At 55.3% G+C, this 16,070-nt stretch carries 16 protein-coding genes; 10 read left to right on the top strand and 6 right to left on the bottom strand.

What is annotated here, in order from left to right; translation table 11 throughout:
• The first annotated feature begins 45 nt into the window (after window positions 1–45).
• Window positions 46–1,491: a metalloprotease TldD gene (gene tldD / locus E0L16_RS17355; protein ID WP_063867539.1), complete on the top strand. Its 1,446-nt coding sequence runs from the start codon at window positions 46–48 to the stop codon at window positions 1,489–1,491.
• A gap of 66 nt (window positions 1,492–1,557) precedes the next feature.
• On the opposite strand, the gene aaeR is transcribed toward tldD, so the two are convergent.
• Window positions 1,558–2,484, bottom strand: a complete 927-nt coding sequence (gene aaeR, locus E0L16_RS17350; protein WP_063451001.1) for an HTH-type transcriptional activator AaeR — start codon at window positions 2,482–2,484, stop codon at window positions 1,558–1,560.
• 179 nt (window positions 2,485–2,663) lie between these two features.
• Between aaeR and aaeX the strand changes: the two genes are divergently transcribed.
• From aaeX to E0L16_RS17325, 5 genes are all read left to right on the top strand, one after another.
• Entirely contained in the window at window positions 2,664–2,867 is a 204-nt protein-coding gene (gene aaeX / locus E0L16_RS17345) for a p-hydroxybenzoic acid efflux pump operon protein AaeX (RefSeq protein WP_003860416.1), read from the top strand.
• Window positions 2,868–2,874: 7 nt separating this feature from the next.
• Window positions 2,875–3,807 carry a p-hydroxybenzoic acid efflux pump subunit AaeA gene (aaeA, locus tag E0L16_RS17340; protein WP_063451239.1) on the top strand — a complete coding sequence of 311 codons (933 nt, stop codon included), beginning with the start codon at window positions 2,875–2,877 and terminating at the stop codon, window positions 3,805–3,807.
• 5 nt (window positions 3,808–3,812) lie between these two features.
• Entirely contained in the window at window positions 3,813–5,780 is a 1,968-nt protein-coding gene (gene aaeB, locus E0L16_RS17335) for a p-hydroxybenzoic acid efflux pump subunit AaeB (protein ID WP_102751339.1), read from the top strand.
• Between the two features lie 86 nt (window positions 5,781–5,866).
• Window positions 5,867–7,321 carry an NAD-dependent succinate-semialdehyde dehydrogenase gene (locus tag E0L16_RS17330; protein WP_131637536.1) on the top strand — a complete coding sequence of 485 codons (1,455 nt, stop codon included), beginning with the start codon at window positions 5,867–5,869 and terminating at the stop codon, window positions 7,319–7,321.
• A gap of 45 nt (window positions 7,322–7,366) precedes the next feature.
• On the top strand, window positions 7,367–7,642 hold the full coding sequence (locus E0L16_RS17325; protein ID WP_063451004.1) for a barstar family protein: 276 nt from the start codon (window positions 7,367–7,369) through the stop codon (window positions 7,640–7,642).
• Window positions 7,643–7,698: 56 nt separating this feature from the next.
• On the opposite strand, the gene yhcN is transcribed toward E0L16_RS17325, so the two are convergent.
• Both yhcN and argR read right to left on the bottom strand, forming a co-directional pair.
• Window positions 7,699–7,962, bottom strand: coding sequence for a peroxide/acid stress response protein YhcN (gene yhcN, locus E0L16_RS17320; RefSeq protein WP_063451005.1), 264 nt, complete (start codon window positions 7,960–7,962; stop codon window positions 7,699–7,701).
• 378 nt (window positions 7,963–8,340) lie between these two features.
• Entirely contained in the window at window positions 8,341–8,811 is a 471-nt protein-coding gene (argR, locus tag E0L16_RS17315) for a transcriptional regulator ArgR (RefSeq protein WP_003860428.1), read from the bottom strand.
• 397 nt (window positions 8,812–9,208) lie between these two features.
• Here argR and mdh point away from each other — a divergent pair, with 397 nt between their 5' ends.
• On the top strand, window positions 9,209–10,147 hold the full coding sequence (mdh, locus tag E0L16_RS17310) for a malate dehydrogenase (RefSeq protein ID WP_006812159.1): 939 nt from the start codon (window positions 9,209–9,211) through the stop codon (window positions 10,145–10,147).
• 86 nt (window positions 10,148–10,233) lie between these two features.
• On the opposite strand, the gene degS is transcribed toward mdh, so the two are convergent.
• From degS to zapG, 3 genes are all read right to left on the bottom strand, one after another.
• A complete protein-coding gene (gene degS / locus E0L16_RS17305; RefSeq protein WP_003860430.1) occupies window positions 10,234–11,301 on the bottom strand; it encodes an outer membrane-stress sensor serine endopeptidase DegS in 1,068 nt (355 codons plus the stop codon).
• 92 nt (window positions 11,302–11,393) lie between these two features.
• Window positions 11,394–12,761: a serine endoprotease DegQ gene (gene degQ / locus E0L16_RS17300; RefSeq protein WP_131637534.1), complete on the bottom strand. Its 1,368-nt coding sequence runs from the start codon at window positions 12,759–12,761 to the stop codon at window positions 11,394–11,396.
• Between the two features lie 170 nt (window positions 12,762–12,931).
• Window positions 12,932–13,330, bottom strand: coding sequence for a Z-ring associated protein ZapG (zapG, locus tag E0L16_RS17295; protein WP_003860432.1), 399 nt, complete (start codon window positions 13,328–13,330; stop codon window positions 12,932–12,934).
• A gap of 189 nt (window positions 13,331–13,519) precedes the next feature.
• Between zapG and zapE the strand changes: the two genes are divergently transcribed.
• From zapE to rpsI, 3 genes are all read left to right on the top strand, one after another.
• A complete protein-coding gene (gene zapE, locus E0L16_RS17290; RefSeq protein WP_131637532.1) occupies window positions 13,520–14,644 on the top strand; it encodes a cell division protein ZapE in 1,125 nt (374 codons plus the stop codon).
• Between the two features lie 299 nt (window positions 14,645–14,943).
• Complete coding sequence (gene rplM / locus E0L16_RS17285) at window positions 14,944–15,372, top strand: 50S ribosomal protein L13 (RefSeq protein WP_006178824.1); 429 nt, start codon at window positions 14,944–14,946, stop codon at window positions 15,370–15,372.
• A gap of 15 nt (window positions 15,373–15,387) precedes the next feature.
• Window positions 15,388–15,780 (top strand): 30S ribosomal protein S9, encoded by a 393-nt coding sequence (gene rpsI / locus E0L16_RS17280; RefSeq protein ID WP_003860436.1) that lies wholly within the window; start codon window positions 15,388–15,390, stop codon window positions 15,778–15,780.
• Window positions 15,781–16,070: the final 290 nt, after the last annotated feature.

Here is a 16,070-nt window from a genome sequence, read left to right as displayed (position 1 = left end):
CGATTTTTACACCGCCACGGGCGGCAACGAACGAGTAGCAATACGATGAGTCTGAACCTGGTAAGTGAACATTTGCTCGCAGCGAACGGCCTGAGCCATCAGGACCTGTTCTCCATTCTTGGTCAACTGACCGAACGCCGTCTCGACTACGGCGATCTCTATTTCCAGTCGAGCTATCACGAATCCTGGGTTTTAGAAGACAGCATCATTAAAGATGGCTCCTATAACATCGACCAGGGCGTCGGCGTGCGCGCCGTGAGCGGCGAGAAAACCGGTTTTGCCTATGCCGACCAGATAAGCCTGGCCGCGCTGGAGCAGAGCGCGCAGGCCGCACGCACCATCGTGCGCGACGCGGGCGACGGCCGCGTAAAAACCCTGGGCGAAGTGCAGCATTCGGCGCTCTATACCAGCATCGACCCGCTGCAAAGCATGAGCCGCGAAGAGAAGCTGGACATCCTGCGTCGCGTGGACAAAGTGGCCCGCGCCGCCGACAAACGCGTGCAGGAAGTGTCCGCCAGCCTGAGCGGCGTCTATGAGCTGATCCTGGTGGCAGCAACGGACGGTACGCTGGCCGCCGACGTGCGTCCGCTGGTGCGTCTCTCCATCAGCGTGCAGGTGGAAGACGACGGCAAGCGCGAGCGCGGCTCAAGCGGCGGCGGCGGTCGTTTTGGCTATGACTGGTTCCTCGGCGACGTTGACGGCGAAGCGCGCGCGGATGCGTGGGCAAAAGAAGCCGTGCGCATGGCGCTGGTTAATCTGTCTGCCGTGGCGGCACCCGCCGGTACGCTGCCGGTTGTGCTGGGCGCAGGCTGGCCCGGCGTGCTGCTGCACGAAGCGGTCGGTCACGGGCTGGAAGGCGATTTCAACCGCCGTGGTACGTCTGTATTCAGCGGTCAGATGGGGCAGCTTGTCTCCTCTGAGCTGTGTACCGTGGTCGATGATGGCACCATGCCTGACCGTCGCGGCTCGATTTCTATCGACGATGAAGGCACGCCGGGTCAGTACAACGTGCTGATCGAAAACGGCGTCCTGAAAGGCTACATGCAGGACAAGCTCAACGCGCGTCTGATGGGCGTTGCGCCAACGGGCAACGGTCGTCGCGAATCTTACGCGCACCTGCCGATGCCGCGCATGACCAACACCTACATGCTGCCGGGTAAATCCACGCCGCAGGAGATTATCGAATCCGTTGATTACGGTATCTTCGCGCCGAACTTTGGTGGCGGCCAGGTGGATATCACCTCCGGCAAATTTGTCTTCTCGACTTCAGAGGCGTATCTGATTGAGAAGGGCAAAGTGACTAAAGCAGTGAAGGGCGCAACCCTGATTGGTTCCGGCATTGAGGCCATGCAGCAGATTTCCATGGTCGGTAACGACCTGAAGCTGGATAACGGCGTGGGCGTTTGCGGCAAAGAGGGCCAGAGCCTGCCGGTAGGCGTCGGCCAGCCGACGCTGAAGGTTGATAACCTGACCGTGGGCGGTACGGCGTAATTTTTCATTTTCCCCTCACCCTAACCCTCTTCCCAACGGGGAGAGGGCCGGGGTGAGGGGGAAGGCCTACTCTTTCCTTCTTCCCCGCATGCCCTGAAACAGCTCCGCCACTTCCACAAAATAGTCCGTCAGATAGTTAATACAGACCTGCACCTTCAGCGGCAGCTTGTCCTTTTCGGTATACAGCGCGTAAACCGGGCGCGGATCCGACTGGTAGCGCGGGAACAGGATCTCCAGCTCGCCGCTGTTGATCTCGTTGATCACCCACATCAGCGGCACGTAGGCGATACCGGCCCCGGCCACCAGCCAGCGCGAGATGGTCATCGGATCGTTGGTCACGAAGCGGCCTTCAGGCAGCAGCCGGGTGGAAAGCCCTTCCGGCGCGATCAGCTCAAATTCGTTATCCGGGCGCACGCTGTATTCCAGCCACGAGTGGTTGCTCAGGTCGGCGGGTTTTTCCGGCACGCCATACTGTGCCAGGTAGCTCTTTGAGGCGCAGACCACCATCGGCATGCTGCCCAGCCGACGCGAGAACAGGCTCGAGTCCTGCAAGGCGCCAACGCGGATCACCACGTCTAACCCATCGGCAATCAGGTCCGGTGCGGGAATACCCGTCACCAGATTGACGGTTAAGCCAGGATACTCTTTCAGCATTTCCGCCGTCATGGCAGCGAGAACATTTTGTGCCATAGTTGAAGAACACCCGATGCGCAGCGTGCCGATAGGGGTGTTATTAAAGGCATAAAGCTGCTCGTGAACATCCTGCACCTCATGCAGCATTCGACGGCAGCCCTGATAGTAAATTTTACCCGCTTCCGTCAGCCCGATGCTGCGGGTACTGCGGTTGAGCAGCTTCACCTGAAGCTCGTCTTCCAGTTTTGACACCGTCTGGCTAATGGATGAGACGCTCATTTGTAGCTGACGTGCTGCGGCGGTAAAAGAGCCTTGTTCGACAACTTTGGCAAACACCGACATGCGTTTTAGTCGTTCCATTATTCACTCTGGCTTAAAAGTGATTTAGATCACATATGATAGATAACAGCATAACAGTTACGTTAATATACTATTAATTACATAACGGCTGCGCCACTCTCGCCCGGCATTTCTTGCCCTCCTGCGGCGGCGCGAGCTTAACAATCCAGTAGCCTGCACTCTCTATAATCAAGGTCAACATGAGTCTGTTTCCCGTTATCGTGGTGTTCGGTCTGTCGTTCCCACCGATATTTTTCGAGCTTCTTTTATCACTGGCGATCTTCTGGCTGGTGCGCAAGGTGCTGGTCCCTACCGGGATTTATGATTTCGTCTGGCATCCTGCATTGTTTAATACCGCGCTGTATTGCTGCCTGTTCTATTTAATATCGCGCATGTTTGTCTGAGGTTGATGTGAAAACGCTAACAAGAAAAATCTCCCGCACTGCCATCACTATGGCGCTGGTCATCCTGGCGTTCATCGCTATTTTTCGCGCCTGGGTCTATTACACCGAATCGCCGTGGACGCGCGATGCGCGTTTCAGCGCGGAGGTGGTTGCAATAGCGCCCGATGTTGCCGGTCTTATTACGGCGGTCAACGTTCACGATAACCAGCTGGTGAAGAAAGATCAGGTGCTGTTCACCATCGACCAGCCGCGCTATCAAAAAGCCCTTGAAGAAGCAGAAGCCGACGTAGCGTATTACAACGCGCTGGCCTCTGAAAAACGCCGTGAAGCAGGACGCCGTAACAAGCTGGGCATCCAGGCCATGTCCAGGGAAGAGATTGACCAGTCCAATAACGTGCTGCAAACCGTGCTGCACCAGCTGGCAAAAGCTCAGGCGACGCGCGATCTGGCGAAGCTCGATCTGGAACGTACCGTGATCCGCGCCCCGTCCGATGGCTGGGTGACTAACCTTAACGTCTATGCCGGTGAGTTTATCACGCGCGGCTCAACCGCCGTGGCGCTGGTGAAACAAAACTCCTTCTACGTCCTCGCCTATATGGAAGAGACCAAGCTGGAAGGCGTGCGTCCGGGCTATCGCGCTGAAATCACGCCGCTCGGCAGCAACCGTGTCCTGAAAGGGACCGTGGACAGCGTTGCCGCGGGGGTGACCAACTCCAGCAGTACGGTAGATAACAAAGGGATGGCGACCGTCGATTCCAACCTTGAGTGGGTTCGCCTGGCGCAGCGCGTACCGGTGCGCATTCGTCTGGACGAGCAGCAGAGCAACCTCTGGCCCGCAGGCACCACGGCGACGGTGGTGATCACCGGTGAAAAAGACCGTGATGCCAGCCAGGACTCCATCTTCCGTCAAATCGCCCATCGCCTGCGCGAGTTTGGTTGATCGCTATGGGCATTTTTTCCATCGCCAGCCAGCACATCCGCTTCGCCGTGAAGCTGGCATGCGCCATTGTGCTGGCGCTGTTTATTGGCTTCCATTTCCAGCTTGAAACGCCGCGCTGGGCCGTTCTGACCGCCGCGATTGTTGCCGCCGGTCCCGCCTTCGCGGCGGGTGGCGAACCCTATTCCGGGGCCATCCGCTATCGCGGGATGCTGCGTATTATCGGGACCTTTATCGGCTGTATCGCCGCCCTGACCATTATCATTCTGATGATCCGCACGCCGCTGCTGATGCTGATCGTGTGCTGTATCTGGGCGGGTTTTTGTACCTGGGTCTCCTCCCTTGTGAAGGTTGAGAACTCGTACGCCTGGGGCCTGGCGGGATATACCGCGCTGATTATTATCATCACCATCCAGACCGATCCGCTGCTCGCCCCGCAGTTCGCCGTGGAACGTTGCAGCGAGATTGTGATTGGTATCGTCTGCGCGATTGTCGCCGATCTGCTTTTCTCTCCGCGTTCTATTAAGCAGGAAGTGGATCGTGAGCTGGACGCGCTGATCGTTGCCCAGTACCAGCTCATGCAGCTGTGCATTAAGCACGGTGACAGCGAAGAGGTCGACAAGGCCTGGAGCGGGCTGGTGCGCCGCACGCAGGCGCTGGAAGGGATGCGCAGTAACCTCAACATGGAGTCTTCCCGCTGGGAGCGCGCCAATCGGCGCCTGAAAGCGATCAATACCGTCTCGTTAACGCTGATCACCCAGGCGTGTGAAACCTACCTGATTCAGAACACTCGCCCCGAAGCGGTAACGGATACCTTCCGCGAACTGTTTGATGAGCCTGTGGAGACAGTGCAGGACGTGCATCGACAGCTTAAACGCATGCGCCGCGTGATTGCCTGGACGGGAGAGCGTGACACGCCAGTCACCATTTATACCTGGGTTGGCGCCGCAACGCGCTACCTGCTTCTGAAACGCGGCGTGATTGGCAACACCAAAATCAGTGCGGCGGAAGAAGAGGTGTTACAGGGCGAAGTGGTCATTAAACCGGAATCCGCCGAGCGTCATCATGCGATGGTCAACTTCTGGCGTACCACGCTGGCCTGTATACTCGGCACGCTGTTCTGGCTGTGGACCGGCTGGACGTCCGGTAGCGGCGCGATGGTGATGATTGCCGTCGTGACCGCGCTGGCAATGCGTCTGCCCAACCCGCGCATGGTCGCTATCGATTTCCTGTACGGTACCATTGCGGCGTTACCGATTGGCGCGCTCTATTTCCTGGTGATTATCCCCTCGACACAGCAAAGCATGCTTCTGCTCTGCATCAGCCTGGCGGTAATGGCGTTCTTTATCGGGATAGAGGTACAAAAACGCCGACTGGGATCGTTAGGCGCTCTGGCGAGTACGATTAACATCATTGTGCTGGATAACCCGATGACCTTCCATTTCAGCCAGTTCCTGGACAGCGCATTAGGCCAGCTGGTGGGCTGTTTCCTGGCGATGATGGTCATCCTGCTGGTGCGGGATAACTCCCGGGCGCGAACAGGGCGTGTGCTGCTGAATCAGTTTGTGTCGGCCGCCGTTTCGTCCCTGACTACCAATACCGCACGACGCAAGGAGAACCACCTGCCGGCTCTTTACCAGCAGCTGTTCCTGTTGCTGAACAAATTCCCGGGCGATGTCGCCCGTTTCCGCCTGGCATTGACCATGATTATCGCGCACCAGCGTCTGCGGAACGCGCCGGTGCCGATTAACGACGATTTGTCCGCCTTCCACCGCCAGCTACGGCGCACGGCGGACCACGTGATATCGGCATCCAGCGATGACAAACGTCGCCGCTACTTTAAGCAACTGCTGGAAGAGCTGGATATCTACCAGGAAAAACTGCGGATCTGGGAAGCGCCGCCGCAGGTTACCGAGCCGGTTGAGCGGCTGGTATTTATGCTGCACCGCTACCAGAACGCGCTGACGGACAGCTAACGAAGAGAAAACCGACGCCAAAAGCGTCGGTTTTTTTGTGGCTATACTTATTCCTGTAGGTTCAAACATTCAGGAAGGGAGGACACATGACAACCCAGGCTCTTCAGGACAGTACGCTTTTTCAGACCGGGTATCTGGTTAACGGTATCTGGAAAACACTCGACACCACGTTTGATGTGCTAAACCCGGCCACGGGCGAGGTCATTGCAAAAGTAGCGAAAGCAGGTAAAGCCGAAACCGAAGAGGCTATTGCGGCCGCGACGAAAGCCTTTCCCGCATGGCGCGCAAAAACGGCAAAAGAGCGTTCTGCGATCCTCTATCGCTGGTACGAACTAATTATTGAGAATAAAAGCTGGCTCGGAAGGCTGATGACCACCGAGCAGGGCAAGCCGCTGAAAGAAGCTGAGGGCGAAGTAGAGTATGCCGCCAGCTTCATTCAGTGGTTTGCCGAGCAGGCCAAGCGTGCCAACGGCGAAATTATCCCTCCGGTTAAACCCGGCTCCCGTATCCTGGCCACCCGGGAGCCTGTCGGGGTGGTTGCCGCTATCACACCATGGAACTTCCCGATGGCCATGCTCACCCGTAAGCTCGGCCCGGCGCTGGCAGCGGGGTGTACCGGCGTGATCAAACCTGCAAACAACACGCCGCTGAGCGCCTTTGCGCTGCTGACGCTGGCGAAGCAGGCCGGCGTGCCGGATGGTGTGCTGAATGCGGTCGCGGGGAGCACCTCTGAAATTAGCGACGCCATTATGGCCAGCCATGACGTGCGCAAAATCTCGTTTACCGGTTCAACTGCCGTCGGGAAAACGCTGGTCCGCAATTCCGCAGACACCATGAAAAAGGTGTCGATGGAGCTGGGCGGTAATGCGCCGTATATCGTTTTTGAGGACGCGGACATTGAGGCCGCCGTTAAAGGCGCCATCGCCAATAAGTTCCGTAACGCCGGGCAGGTCTGCGTCAGCGTAAACCGTTTCTATATTCAGGAGACGGTCTACGACAAGTTTGTTAATCAACTTGCTGATGCGGTGAAGGCGCTGAAGGTGGGTAATGGCCTGGACGAGGGCGTCGTTGTCGGCCCGCTGATTGAGCCTTCGGCTGTTGATAAAGTCCGTGAGCACGTCGAAGATGCGGTAGCGAAGGGCGCCACGGTGCTGGCCGGCGGTAAACCGCATGAGCTTGGCGGTAACTACTGGATGCCCACCGTCCTCGGTGACTGCCATGAAGGCATGAAGCTGGCGGAAGAGGAGACCTTCGGACCCGTTGCCGCCTGCTTCCGCTTCACGTCGGAAGACGAAGTCGTGATGCGTGCGAACAATACGCCTTACGGGCTGGCAGCCTACTTCTATACCCAGAATCTGTCGCGGGTGTTCCGCGTCTCACAGGCCATTGAGAGCGGCATGATCGGGATTAATGAATGTGCGGTATCGACCGAACTGGGCCCGTTTGGGGGAGTAAAAGAGTCCGGGCTGGGACGCGAGGGGTCCGTGCTGGGGCTTGAGGAGTTTCTGGAAGTTAAAACCCTGCATATCGGGGGATTATAATAGACAGGGCGGCATCTGCCGCCCGCCTGTACCGGGTGGCTGGCAATGAAAATTTATACCTTTGATTTTGACGAAATTGATAGTCAGGAAGACTTCTACCGCGAGTTTATTCGGGCGTTCGACCTGGAGCGGGACAGCGTAAGCAACCTTGATATGCTGTGGGATGTGGTGACCGGCGACAGGCTGCCGTTACCGCTGGAAATCGAGTTTACCCATCTGCCTGAAAAGCTGCGCAGACGCTTTGGCGCACTGATTTTATTGTTTGATGAAGCGGAGGAGGAGCTGGAAGGGCAACTGCGTTTCAATGTGCGTCAGTCATAAAAAAGCCCCTGACCGGGAGGTCAGGGGCAAGTCGTATGATGAGATACGACGAGGGTTTATTTGTACAGTTCAGCCGTAGCGTGCCAGTGGTCGCCGCTGCGTGCTTCAATTACGCGATAGGATGATGCACCCTGTTCTTCCGCTTTTTTGTTCAGCATGTCGTGCATGTCCATCGGAGATGCGCCGATGGCACCAACAGAAACCGTCCCGATAGCCTGACGGGATTGTGCCTGTTCGGCATTGATGGCGTCGGCCGCAAACGCACCGAATGACAGGACAGAGAGTACGCTCAGGGCAGCAACAGTGTTTTTAATTTTCATGATCGGTTACCTCGTCAATTATTCTACTGGGGTCTTTGTTCTGTGACCCTCATCACAAAATCAAGTATACACTAATCACTCAAAAAATTAATACCAGACTAATGGTTTCACTTGTTATCACGTATTAAAAAAATCGATTTTTATAACGTGAGTGCATAAAAAAGGGTATGGCAAGGCGATATTTGTCCATTTTTGTATTTAAAATCATATTGATAGATGAATTTGATTTTTAGTGCGATTTTGCAGCAAATCATCCACTGGCTGAATGTTAACAGGCGGTAAAAAGCACTATTTGCAAAAGCAGCAGGCAGTGGAAAGCAGGGAAAAACGAGGCAACAGCAGAATGATCCCCGTAGCCGTGCGCTACGGGGCAGGCAATTACAGCTCCTGTTCGAACAGGACCAGAATCGCTTCGTAGAGGTCTTTCACCGAGAAACCATTTGCCGGGGTGGTAAAGATGGTGTCATCACCGGCGATAGTGCCGAGGATCCCCTCAGCTTTACCCAGCGAGTCCAGCAGGCGAGCAATCAGCTGTGCGGCACCTGGGCTGGTGTGGATCACAACCACGGCATCGTTATAGTCGATGTCCAGAACCAGGTTCTTCAGCGGGCTGGAGGTTGTCGGGACGCCAAGTTCAGCAGGCAGGCAATAAACCATTTCCATTTTGGCGTTGCGCGTACGCACCGCACCAAACTTGGTTAACATGCGGGAGACCTTCGACTGGTTGATGTTATCGAAGCCTTGTTCCTGCAACGCCTGAACAATTTCTCCCTGAGAACTGAATTTCTCTTCTTTGAGTAGCGCTTTAAACGCCTTTACTAATTCTTCTTGCTTAGACGAGCTTCGCATAAGTCACCCGGAATATGACGAAAGAAACAACATTATTATGCATGTGGATGAATTTTTATGCAAATTATCTACCTGGCGCCAGGCTGAAATAATGTTATGAAAGGGAGTGATTTTATCAGATTTCGTTATCGGAAAACATGCCTGGGTCACGCCGCGCAAATAAGCTTAAAAGTAAATTAAATGTTATCAAAATGATGTTGTTTTGGTGGCGTGGCAGGGTGTATTGTAACCCCCTCTTAATACGTTGTTGCCCACAGCCTGATAGCATTCAGGTGAAGGCGAAAGACGTGCGACCTCAAATTCTTTAGCGATGAAAATTGTAATTAATGACGTGCTGAATTATGGTCGCCGCAACGGATTTACAGATACTTAAGTTAACCATAATAAGGAGTTTAGGATGAAAGTCGCAGTCCTCGGCGCTGCTGGTGGTATCGGCCAGGCGCTTGCCCTACTACTGAAAACCCAACTGCCTTCAGGCTCAGAACTCTCCCTGTACGATATTGCTCCGGTAACCCCAGGCGTGGCGGTTGACCTGAGCCACATCCCGACAGCTGTGAAAATTAAAGGCTTCTCCGGTGAAGATGCGCGTCCTGCGTTGCAGGGTGCCGACGTGGTGCTGATCTCCGCGGGTGTTGCACGTAAGCCGGGTATGGATCGTTCAGACCTGTTCAACGTCAACGCGGGCATCGTGAAAAACCTGGTTCAGCAGATCGCTGAAACCTGCCCGAAAGCGTGCATCGGTATCATCACTAACCCGGTGAACACCACCGTTGCTATCGCAGCAGAAGTGCTGAAGAAAGCGGGCGTATACGACAAGAACAAACTGTTCGGCGTGACGACGCTGGATATCATCCGCTCCAATACCTTCGTGGCTGAGCTGAAAGGCAAGCAGCCAACGGAAGTGGAAGTGCCGGTTATCGGCGGTCACTCTGGCGTGACCATCCTGCCTCTGCTGTCGCAGATCCCGGGCGTGAGCTTCACCGAGCAGGAAGTGGCTGACCTGACTAAACGTATTCAGAACGCGGGCACCGAAGTGGTGGAAGCGAAGGCGGGTGGCGGGTCTGCAACCCTGTCTATGGGCCAGGCGGCGGCACGTTTCGGCCTGTCTCTGGTGCGCGCGTTGCAGGGCGAAAAAGACGTTGTTGAATGCGCCTATGTTGAAGGCGACGGTGAACACGCGCGTTTCTTCTCTCAGCCGCTGCTGCTGGGTAAAAACGGTGTTGAAGAGCGTAAGTCTATCGGCACGCTGAGCGCGTTTGAGCAAAACGCGATGGAAGGCATGCTGGATACGCTGAAGAAAGATATCACGCTGGGCGAAGAGTTCGTTAACAAGTAAAACGTCCTCTCCCATAGCAGGCCGGGTAAGCGTAAGCGCCACCCGGCAAAAAAAACCGAAGCACAGGCTTCGGTTTTTTGTGGACGTCAGTTAGTGGCCGGATATTCCTGAATGGTGACCTGAATCGTCAGCTTCTTATCGTTTCGCATGACTTCAACAGGAATAATGGAGCCCGGTCGAATCTCGGCCACCTGGTCCATGGTTTCAAGCGCAGAGACCGCCGGCGTGCCGTTGACGGAGAGGATAACGTCGTTCACCTGGATGCCCGCATTGGCCGCCGGGCCGCCGGGCGCCACTTCGTTGACCACAATCCCCTGGATCTGATCGATACCCCCACCCTGCGTATGCATCGGCGCGATTTCACGCCCGCCGATACCAATGTAACCGCGGATCACGCGGCCATCGCGGATCAGCTTGTCCATGATTTTGGTCGCCAGCTGGAACGGAATGGCAAAGCCAATTCCTTCCGGTGTTTCGCCGTCATTGCTCTTGTCGAAGGAGAGGGTGTTAATGCCCATCAGTTCACCCAGGGAGTTCACCAGCGCGCCGCCGGAGTTACCGTGGTTGATCGAGGCATCGGTTTGCAGGAAGTTCTGTCGTCCTGACGGGTTCAGGCCAATTCGACCGGTCGCGCTGATGATCCCCTGCGTGATGGTCTGGCCCAGGTTGTACGGATTACCGATCGCCAGCACCACATCGCCGATGTGCGGCGTTCGTTTGCGGTTTATCGGGATAGTCGGCAGACCGCCCGTGGCGTTGATCTTCAGGACCGCCAGATCGGTCAGGCTGTCCGACCCCACCAGCAGGGCTTCAAACACGCGGCCATCCTGCAAGGCGACGATAATCTGGTCGGCATCGTTAATGACGTGTTTATTGGTGATGATATAACCCCGGTCATCCATGATCACGCCGGAACCGAGCGTGCGGATCTCCAGCTGGTTATGCGCGGAGCTGTTAAGCCCGCGGTTATAAACGTTAACCACGGCGGGGGCGGCACGGCGTACCGCCTGATTGTACGTCGCAGGCGTTTCATCCGTGCTGTCGAACTGGGGAGCCGACAGTTTGTTGAACTGGCGTAAAGATGGCATAGCCACCAGCAGCAGACCGGCAACGATCAAACCAATGACAATTGAACGAAAGAGCTTTAAAAGCATGATGCGTGTGTCGTTAAAAAAGGGACGGTTTGCAGCATAACATGAGTTATCCGGACATCACACGCAGCGGCGATGCCCGGAGTCGCAAATGGTTAACGCAGTAAAATGTACAGAGTGTCGTTGCCACGGATAATTTGCAGGGCAATGACCGCCGGTTTACTCTCCAGCACCTTACGCATTTCCGCAATAGACTGCACGCGAGTGCGGTTCACGCCAATAATCACGTCGTCCTGATGTAAACCTGCCTGTGCGGCCGGGCTACTCTTCTCAACGTTAGTGACAGAAATGCCTTTCGTGCCGTTTTTAAGCTGACCGTCGCTCAGCGTAGCGCCCTGGAGCGCCGGGGAGATCTGTTCTGCGCTGGCGGAAGAGGAGGTGCTCTTGTCCAGCGTCACTTCCACGGTCAGCGGTTTGCCCTCGCGGATCAGGCCCAGCTTCACTTTAGCGCCAGGCTCCGTGGTGGCAATACGTGAACGTAATTCAGCGAAGCTGCTCAGCGGTTTATCGTTCAGGCTGACAATAACGTCGCCGGATTTCACGCCCGCCTTTGCAGAGCCGGAGTTGGGCAGCACTTCGCTGACAAACGCCCCGCGCTGGACGTTGAGCTTAAAGGCTTTGGCGATATCGGCGCTCATCTCCATGCCTTTAATGCCCAGCAGCCCGCGCTTAACCTCGCCAAACTGAATCAGCTGTTGAGACAGGGTTTTGGCCATGTTACTCGGAATGGCAAAACCAATCCCGATGCTGCCGCCGCCTGGCGCGAGTATCGCGGTGTTGATGCCGATCAACTCACCGTTCAGGTTAAGCAGCGCACCGCCGGAGTTGCCCCGGTTGATGGAGGCGTCGGTCTGGATAAAGTTTTCCAGTCCTTCGAGATTCAGGCCGCTGCGCCCCAGGGCGGAGACAATCCCGGAGGTGGCGGTCTGGCCTAAGCCGAACGGGTTACCGACCGCGACGGCAAAATCACCGACGCGCAGCTTATCGGAATCGGCGATGGCGATCTGGGTCAGGTTGCTGGGGTTTTGCACCTGAAGCAGGGCGATATCACTTTGATCGTCACCGCCGATCAGTTTTGCGTCGAACTCACGGCCATCGTTCAGCTGAACGCTGATCTTATCGGCCTGGCTGATCACGTGGTTATTGGTCAGGATATAGCCCATAGCCGCGTCGATAATCACGCCCGAACCCAGGCCTTCAAACGGCTGAGCCTGCTGATCCGGCGCCTCTTCGCCAAAATATTTCTTCAGCTCTTCGGGGATGCGCTGGCTTTGTCGTGCGGTCCCTTCCACCTGCACGCTGACCACCGCCGGCAGGACTTTTTCAAGCATCGGCGCGAGGCTGGGAATGGCTTCTTGTCCGGGCACCTGCGAAGGCAGAGCCGCACTGGCAGGGAAGGAGGCCGAGAGAGATAACCCGACACTTAACGCTAAGGCGCTCAACAGCTGGTTTTTTTTCTTCATCGATGCTGACTCTCGTATCCTGGAATGAAAAAGAACGGCCCCAAAAACATCTTGATGTTATTGAATTTTCAACCGCTGAACAATGAGGTGATTGAGTAAATAATAGCTGGGGACGGGAAGAAAGGACGGGCGCATGAGGTGCGCCCGTAAAATTTATTCAGGTTTTGCGATTAATCGCGTTTTACACCACCGCGCAGCAGGCCGGACGCGCCGTCTGAATAGTCGCGTGGCATCTGAACCGGTGCCTGATCGTTACCGGCTTCAGAGTCCGCCAGACGATTGCGGAAGGGGTTGGTCTCTGCGGTCATTTCCGGCAGCAGGCTGCTGGAGCTTTTCGCCATGTGCTGATAGAGCTGGCGATAATCTGTCGCCATGTTGTCCAGCAGCTCGGCGCTACGGGCAAAGTGGCTGACCAGCTCTTCACGATATTCTTCCAGCTCGGCTTTGTTCTTTTCCAGTTCGTATTGCAGTGACTGCTGCTGACGCAATTTGCGGTTACCGAAACGCATGGCCACAGCACCGATGATGATGCCGACGACTAAACCGATTAGCGCATATTCCCAGGTCATGAACTTCTCCCGTTGTCTTGTTGTTCCGTAGGGTGTTGGCTCGGCTCCTGCCTGTGCCTGATTATGCCACTATAACCGCTATTTCCGCAGAAGTGGAATCCTGACGTATCATCGCGTAGTGTAGAACGGCCTTTTTTTCATCAGCCGCGCGCGCTGGTGAGGTTTAACTAAAGGAATAACAACAACATCATGCAAAACCTGTCCCCTTCATCGCGTTACCAACTGGCCCTGAGTGAGGGCACCCACCAGCCGGATGATGTCCAGCGTGAAGCGGTTAACCGCCTGAACACGATTTATCAGGAACTTCTGGCGAAACCCGCCGATGCGGCGCAGAGCAGCGGGCTGAAGGCGGCATTTGGCCGTTTGCTGGGTAAAAAAGAGCCGCCGGTAAACGCACCGGTTCGCGGCTTATATATGTGGGGCGGCGTTGGACGGGGTAAAACCTGGCTGATGGATATGTTTTACCAGAGCCTGCCCGGCACACGTAAGCAGCGTCTGCACTTTCACCGTTTCATGCTGCGGGTTCATGAAGAGCTGACGGCGCTCCAGGGCGAAACCGACCCGCTGGAGATCGTGGCCGATCGCTTCAAGGCGGAAACGGACGTGCTCTGCTTCGACGAATTCTTTGTTTCCGATATTACGGACGCCATGCTGCTGGGGGGGCTGATGAAAGCGCTGTTTGCGCGTGGGATCACCCTGGTGGCAACCTCAAATATCCCACCGGATGAGCTTTATCGCAATGGTCTCCAGCGGGCGCGTTTCCTGCCGGCCATTGATGCTATCAAACAGCATTGCGACATCATGAATGTCGATGCCGGTGTTGATTATCGTCTGCGCACGCTGACGCAGGCGCACCTGTGGCTTTCGCCGCTGAACGCCGACACCTCCCGCGAGATGGATAAACTGTGGCTGGCGCTGGCAGGGGCGCCGCGAGATAACGCCCCAGCGCTGGAGATTAACCATCGTCCGTTGCCGACGCTGGGCGTTGAGAACCAGACGCTGGCCGTCTCGTTTGCAACGCTCTGCGTGGATGCCCGCAGCCAGCATGACTACATTGCGCTGTCGCGTTTGTTCCATACCGTTATGTTGTGGGATGTGCCCGTCATGACCCCGCTCATGGAGAGCGAAGCGCGCCGCTTCATTGCGCTGGTAGATGAGTTTTACGAGCGCCACGTTAAGCTGGTGGTCAGCGCCGAAGTACCTTTATATGAGATTTATCAGGGCGAGCGCCTGAAGTTTGAGTTCCAGCGCTGCCTGTCGCGCCTGCAAGAGATGCAGAGCGAAGAGTACCTCAAGCGTGAGCATATGCTATAAATGCTACCCTCTCCTTGAGACGGGAACCATGTAAGCCGGGTTAGGCGCAGCCGCCACCCGGCATTTTCCACCGTCTCGAAAAACCCATTCCAAATCACATTTAAGGGTCGATCTTTGACCTCAACTTCTCTATAATCTTGCGACCCCACGTTACGAGAAGGTTTTTTTCCCGAAACTTTCTATGTGTCGGCATGTGCTATTCGAAGGGGTAGGTTTGCCGGACTTTGTCGTGTGAACCTCAACTGACTAAACGTTTGGGTGTTCACCAACGTGTAACTTATTATTTGGGTAAGCTTTTAATGAAAACTTTTACAGCTAAACCAGAAACCGTACAGCGCGACTGGTATGTTGTTGACGCGACCGGTAAAACTCTGGGCCGTCTGGCTACTGAACTGGCTCGTCGCCTGCGCGGTAAGCATAAAGCGGAATACACTCCGCACGTTGATACCGGTGATTACATCATCGTTCTGAACGCTGACAAAGTTGCTGTTACCGGCAACAAGCGTACTGACAAAGTGTACTACCACCACACCGGCCACATCGGTGGTATCAAAGAAGCGACCTTTGAAGAGATGATTGCCCGCCGTCCTGAGCGTGTGATTGAAATCGCGGTTAAAGGCATGCTGCCAAAAGGCCCGCTGGGTCGTGCTATGTTCCGTAAACTGAAAGTTTACGCAGGCAACGAGCACAACCACGCGGCACAGCAACCGCAAGTTCTTGACATCTAATCGGGATTATAGGCAATGGCTGAAAATCAATACTACGGCACTGGTCGCCGCAAAAGTTCCGCAGCTCGCGTTTTCATTAAACCGGGCAGTGGTAAAATCGTAATTAACCAGCGTTCTCTGGAACAGTACTTCGGTCGCGAAACTGCCCGCATGGTAGTTCGCCAGCCGCTGGAACTGGTTGATATGGTAGAAAAACTGGATCTGTACATCACCGTTAAAGGTGGTGGTATCTCCGGTCAGGCAGGTGCGATCCGTCACGGTATCACCCGCGCTCTGATGGAGTACGACGAATCCCTGCGTTCTGAACTGCGTAAAGCTGGCTTCGTTACTCGTGACGCTCGTCAGGTTGAACGTAAGAAAGTGGGTCTGCGTAAAGCACGTCGTCGTCCACAGTTCTCCAAACGTTAATCCATTCTGCTTACGCAGAACGATTGGCGAAAAACCCGCTTCGGCGGGTTTTTTTATGGATAATGCGCAGGTTATCCACAGTAACATTTCATATATCTTCTCTTTTTCCACATTTCCGGCATCCCCTCACCACAAAGCCATCAAAATCTGGTAAACTATCATCCAATTTTCTGCCCAAATATCGGTGAATACTCGATTTTTGTTCGATTCTTGAACAATGTGTCTTCTCTGGGATGGGCGATACTTCATCTGGCTGGCCCCGTTGGGCCGGTAGCAGTAAAAATTCTGAA

The organism is Enterobacter quasihormaechei (assembly GCF_004331385.1).
GTDB lineage: Bacteria > Pseudomonadota > Gammaproteobacteria > Enterobacterales > Enterobacteriaceae > Enterobacter > Enterobacter quasihormaechei.
The sequence above is the reverse complement of the archived record's forward strand: the minus strand, read 5'-3'. Positions and strand labels throughout refer to the sequence as shown.

Excerpts from the sequence above, each read along its gene's own strand:
- tldD (WP_063867539.1), top strand. The coding sequence starts at position 46 with ATGAGTCTGAACCTGGTAAGTGAACATTTGCTCGCAGCGAACGGCCTG.
- aaeR (WP_063451001.1), bottom strand. The coding sequence starts at position 2,484 with ATGGAACGACTAAAACGCATGTCGGTGTTTGCCAAAGTTGTCGAACAA.
- aaeX (WP_003860416.1), top strand. The coding sequence starts at position 2,664 with ATGAGTCTGTTTCCCGTTATCGTGGTGTTCGGTCTGTCGTTCCCACCG.
- aaeB (WP_102751339.1), top strand. The coding sequence starts at position 3,813 with ATGGGCATTTTTTCCATCGCCAGCCAGCACATCCGCTTCGCCGTGAAG.
- E0L16_RS17330 (WP_131637536.1), top strand. The coding sequence starts at position 5,867 with ATGACAACCCAGGCTCTTCAGGACAGTACGCTTTTTCAGACCGGGTAT.
- E0L16_RS17325 (WP_063451004.1), top strand. The coding sequence starts at position 7,367 with ATGAAAATTTATACCTTTGATTTTGACGAAATTGATAGTCAGGAAGAC.
- yhcN (WP_063451005.1), bottom strand. The coding sequence starts at position 7,962 with ATGAAAATTAAAAACACTGTTGCTGCCCTGAGCGTACTCTCTGTCCTG.
- argR (WP_003860428.1), bottom strand. The coding sequence starts at position 8,811 with ATGCGAAGCTCGTCTAAGCAAGAAGAATTAGTAAAGGCGTTTAAAGCG.
- mdh (WP_006812159.1), top strand. The coding sequence starts at position 9,209 with ATGAAAGTCGCAGTCCTCGGCGCTGCTGGTGGTATCGGCCAGGCGCTT.
- degS (WP_003860430.1), bottom strand. The coding sequence starts at position 11,301 with ATGCTTTTAAAGCTCTTTCGTTCAATTGTCATTGGTTTGATCGTTGCC.
- degQ (WP_131637534.1), bottom strand. The coding sequence starts at position 12,761 with ATGAAGAAAAAAAACCAGCTGTTGAGCGCCTTAGCGTTAAGTGTCGGG.
- zapG (WP_003860432.1), bottom strand. The coding sequence starts at position 13,330 with ATGACCTGGGAATATGCGCTAATCGGTTTAGTCGTCGGCATCATCATC.
- zapE (WP_131637532.1), top strand. The coding sequence starts at position 13,520 with ATGCAAAACCTGTCCCCTTCATCGCGTTACCAACTGGCCCTGAGTGAG.
- rplM (WP_006178824.1), top strand. The coding sequence starts at position 14,944 with ATGAAAACTTTTACAGCTAAACCAGAAACCGTACAGCGCGACTGGTAT.
- rpsI (WP_003860436.1), top strand. The coding sequence starts at position 15,388 with ATGGCTGAAAATCAATACTACGGCACTGGTCGCCGCAAAAGTTCCGCA.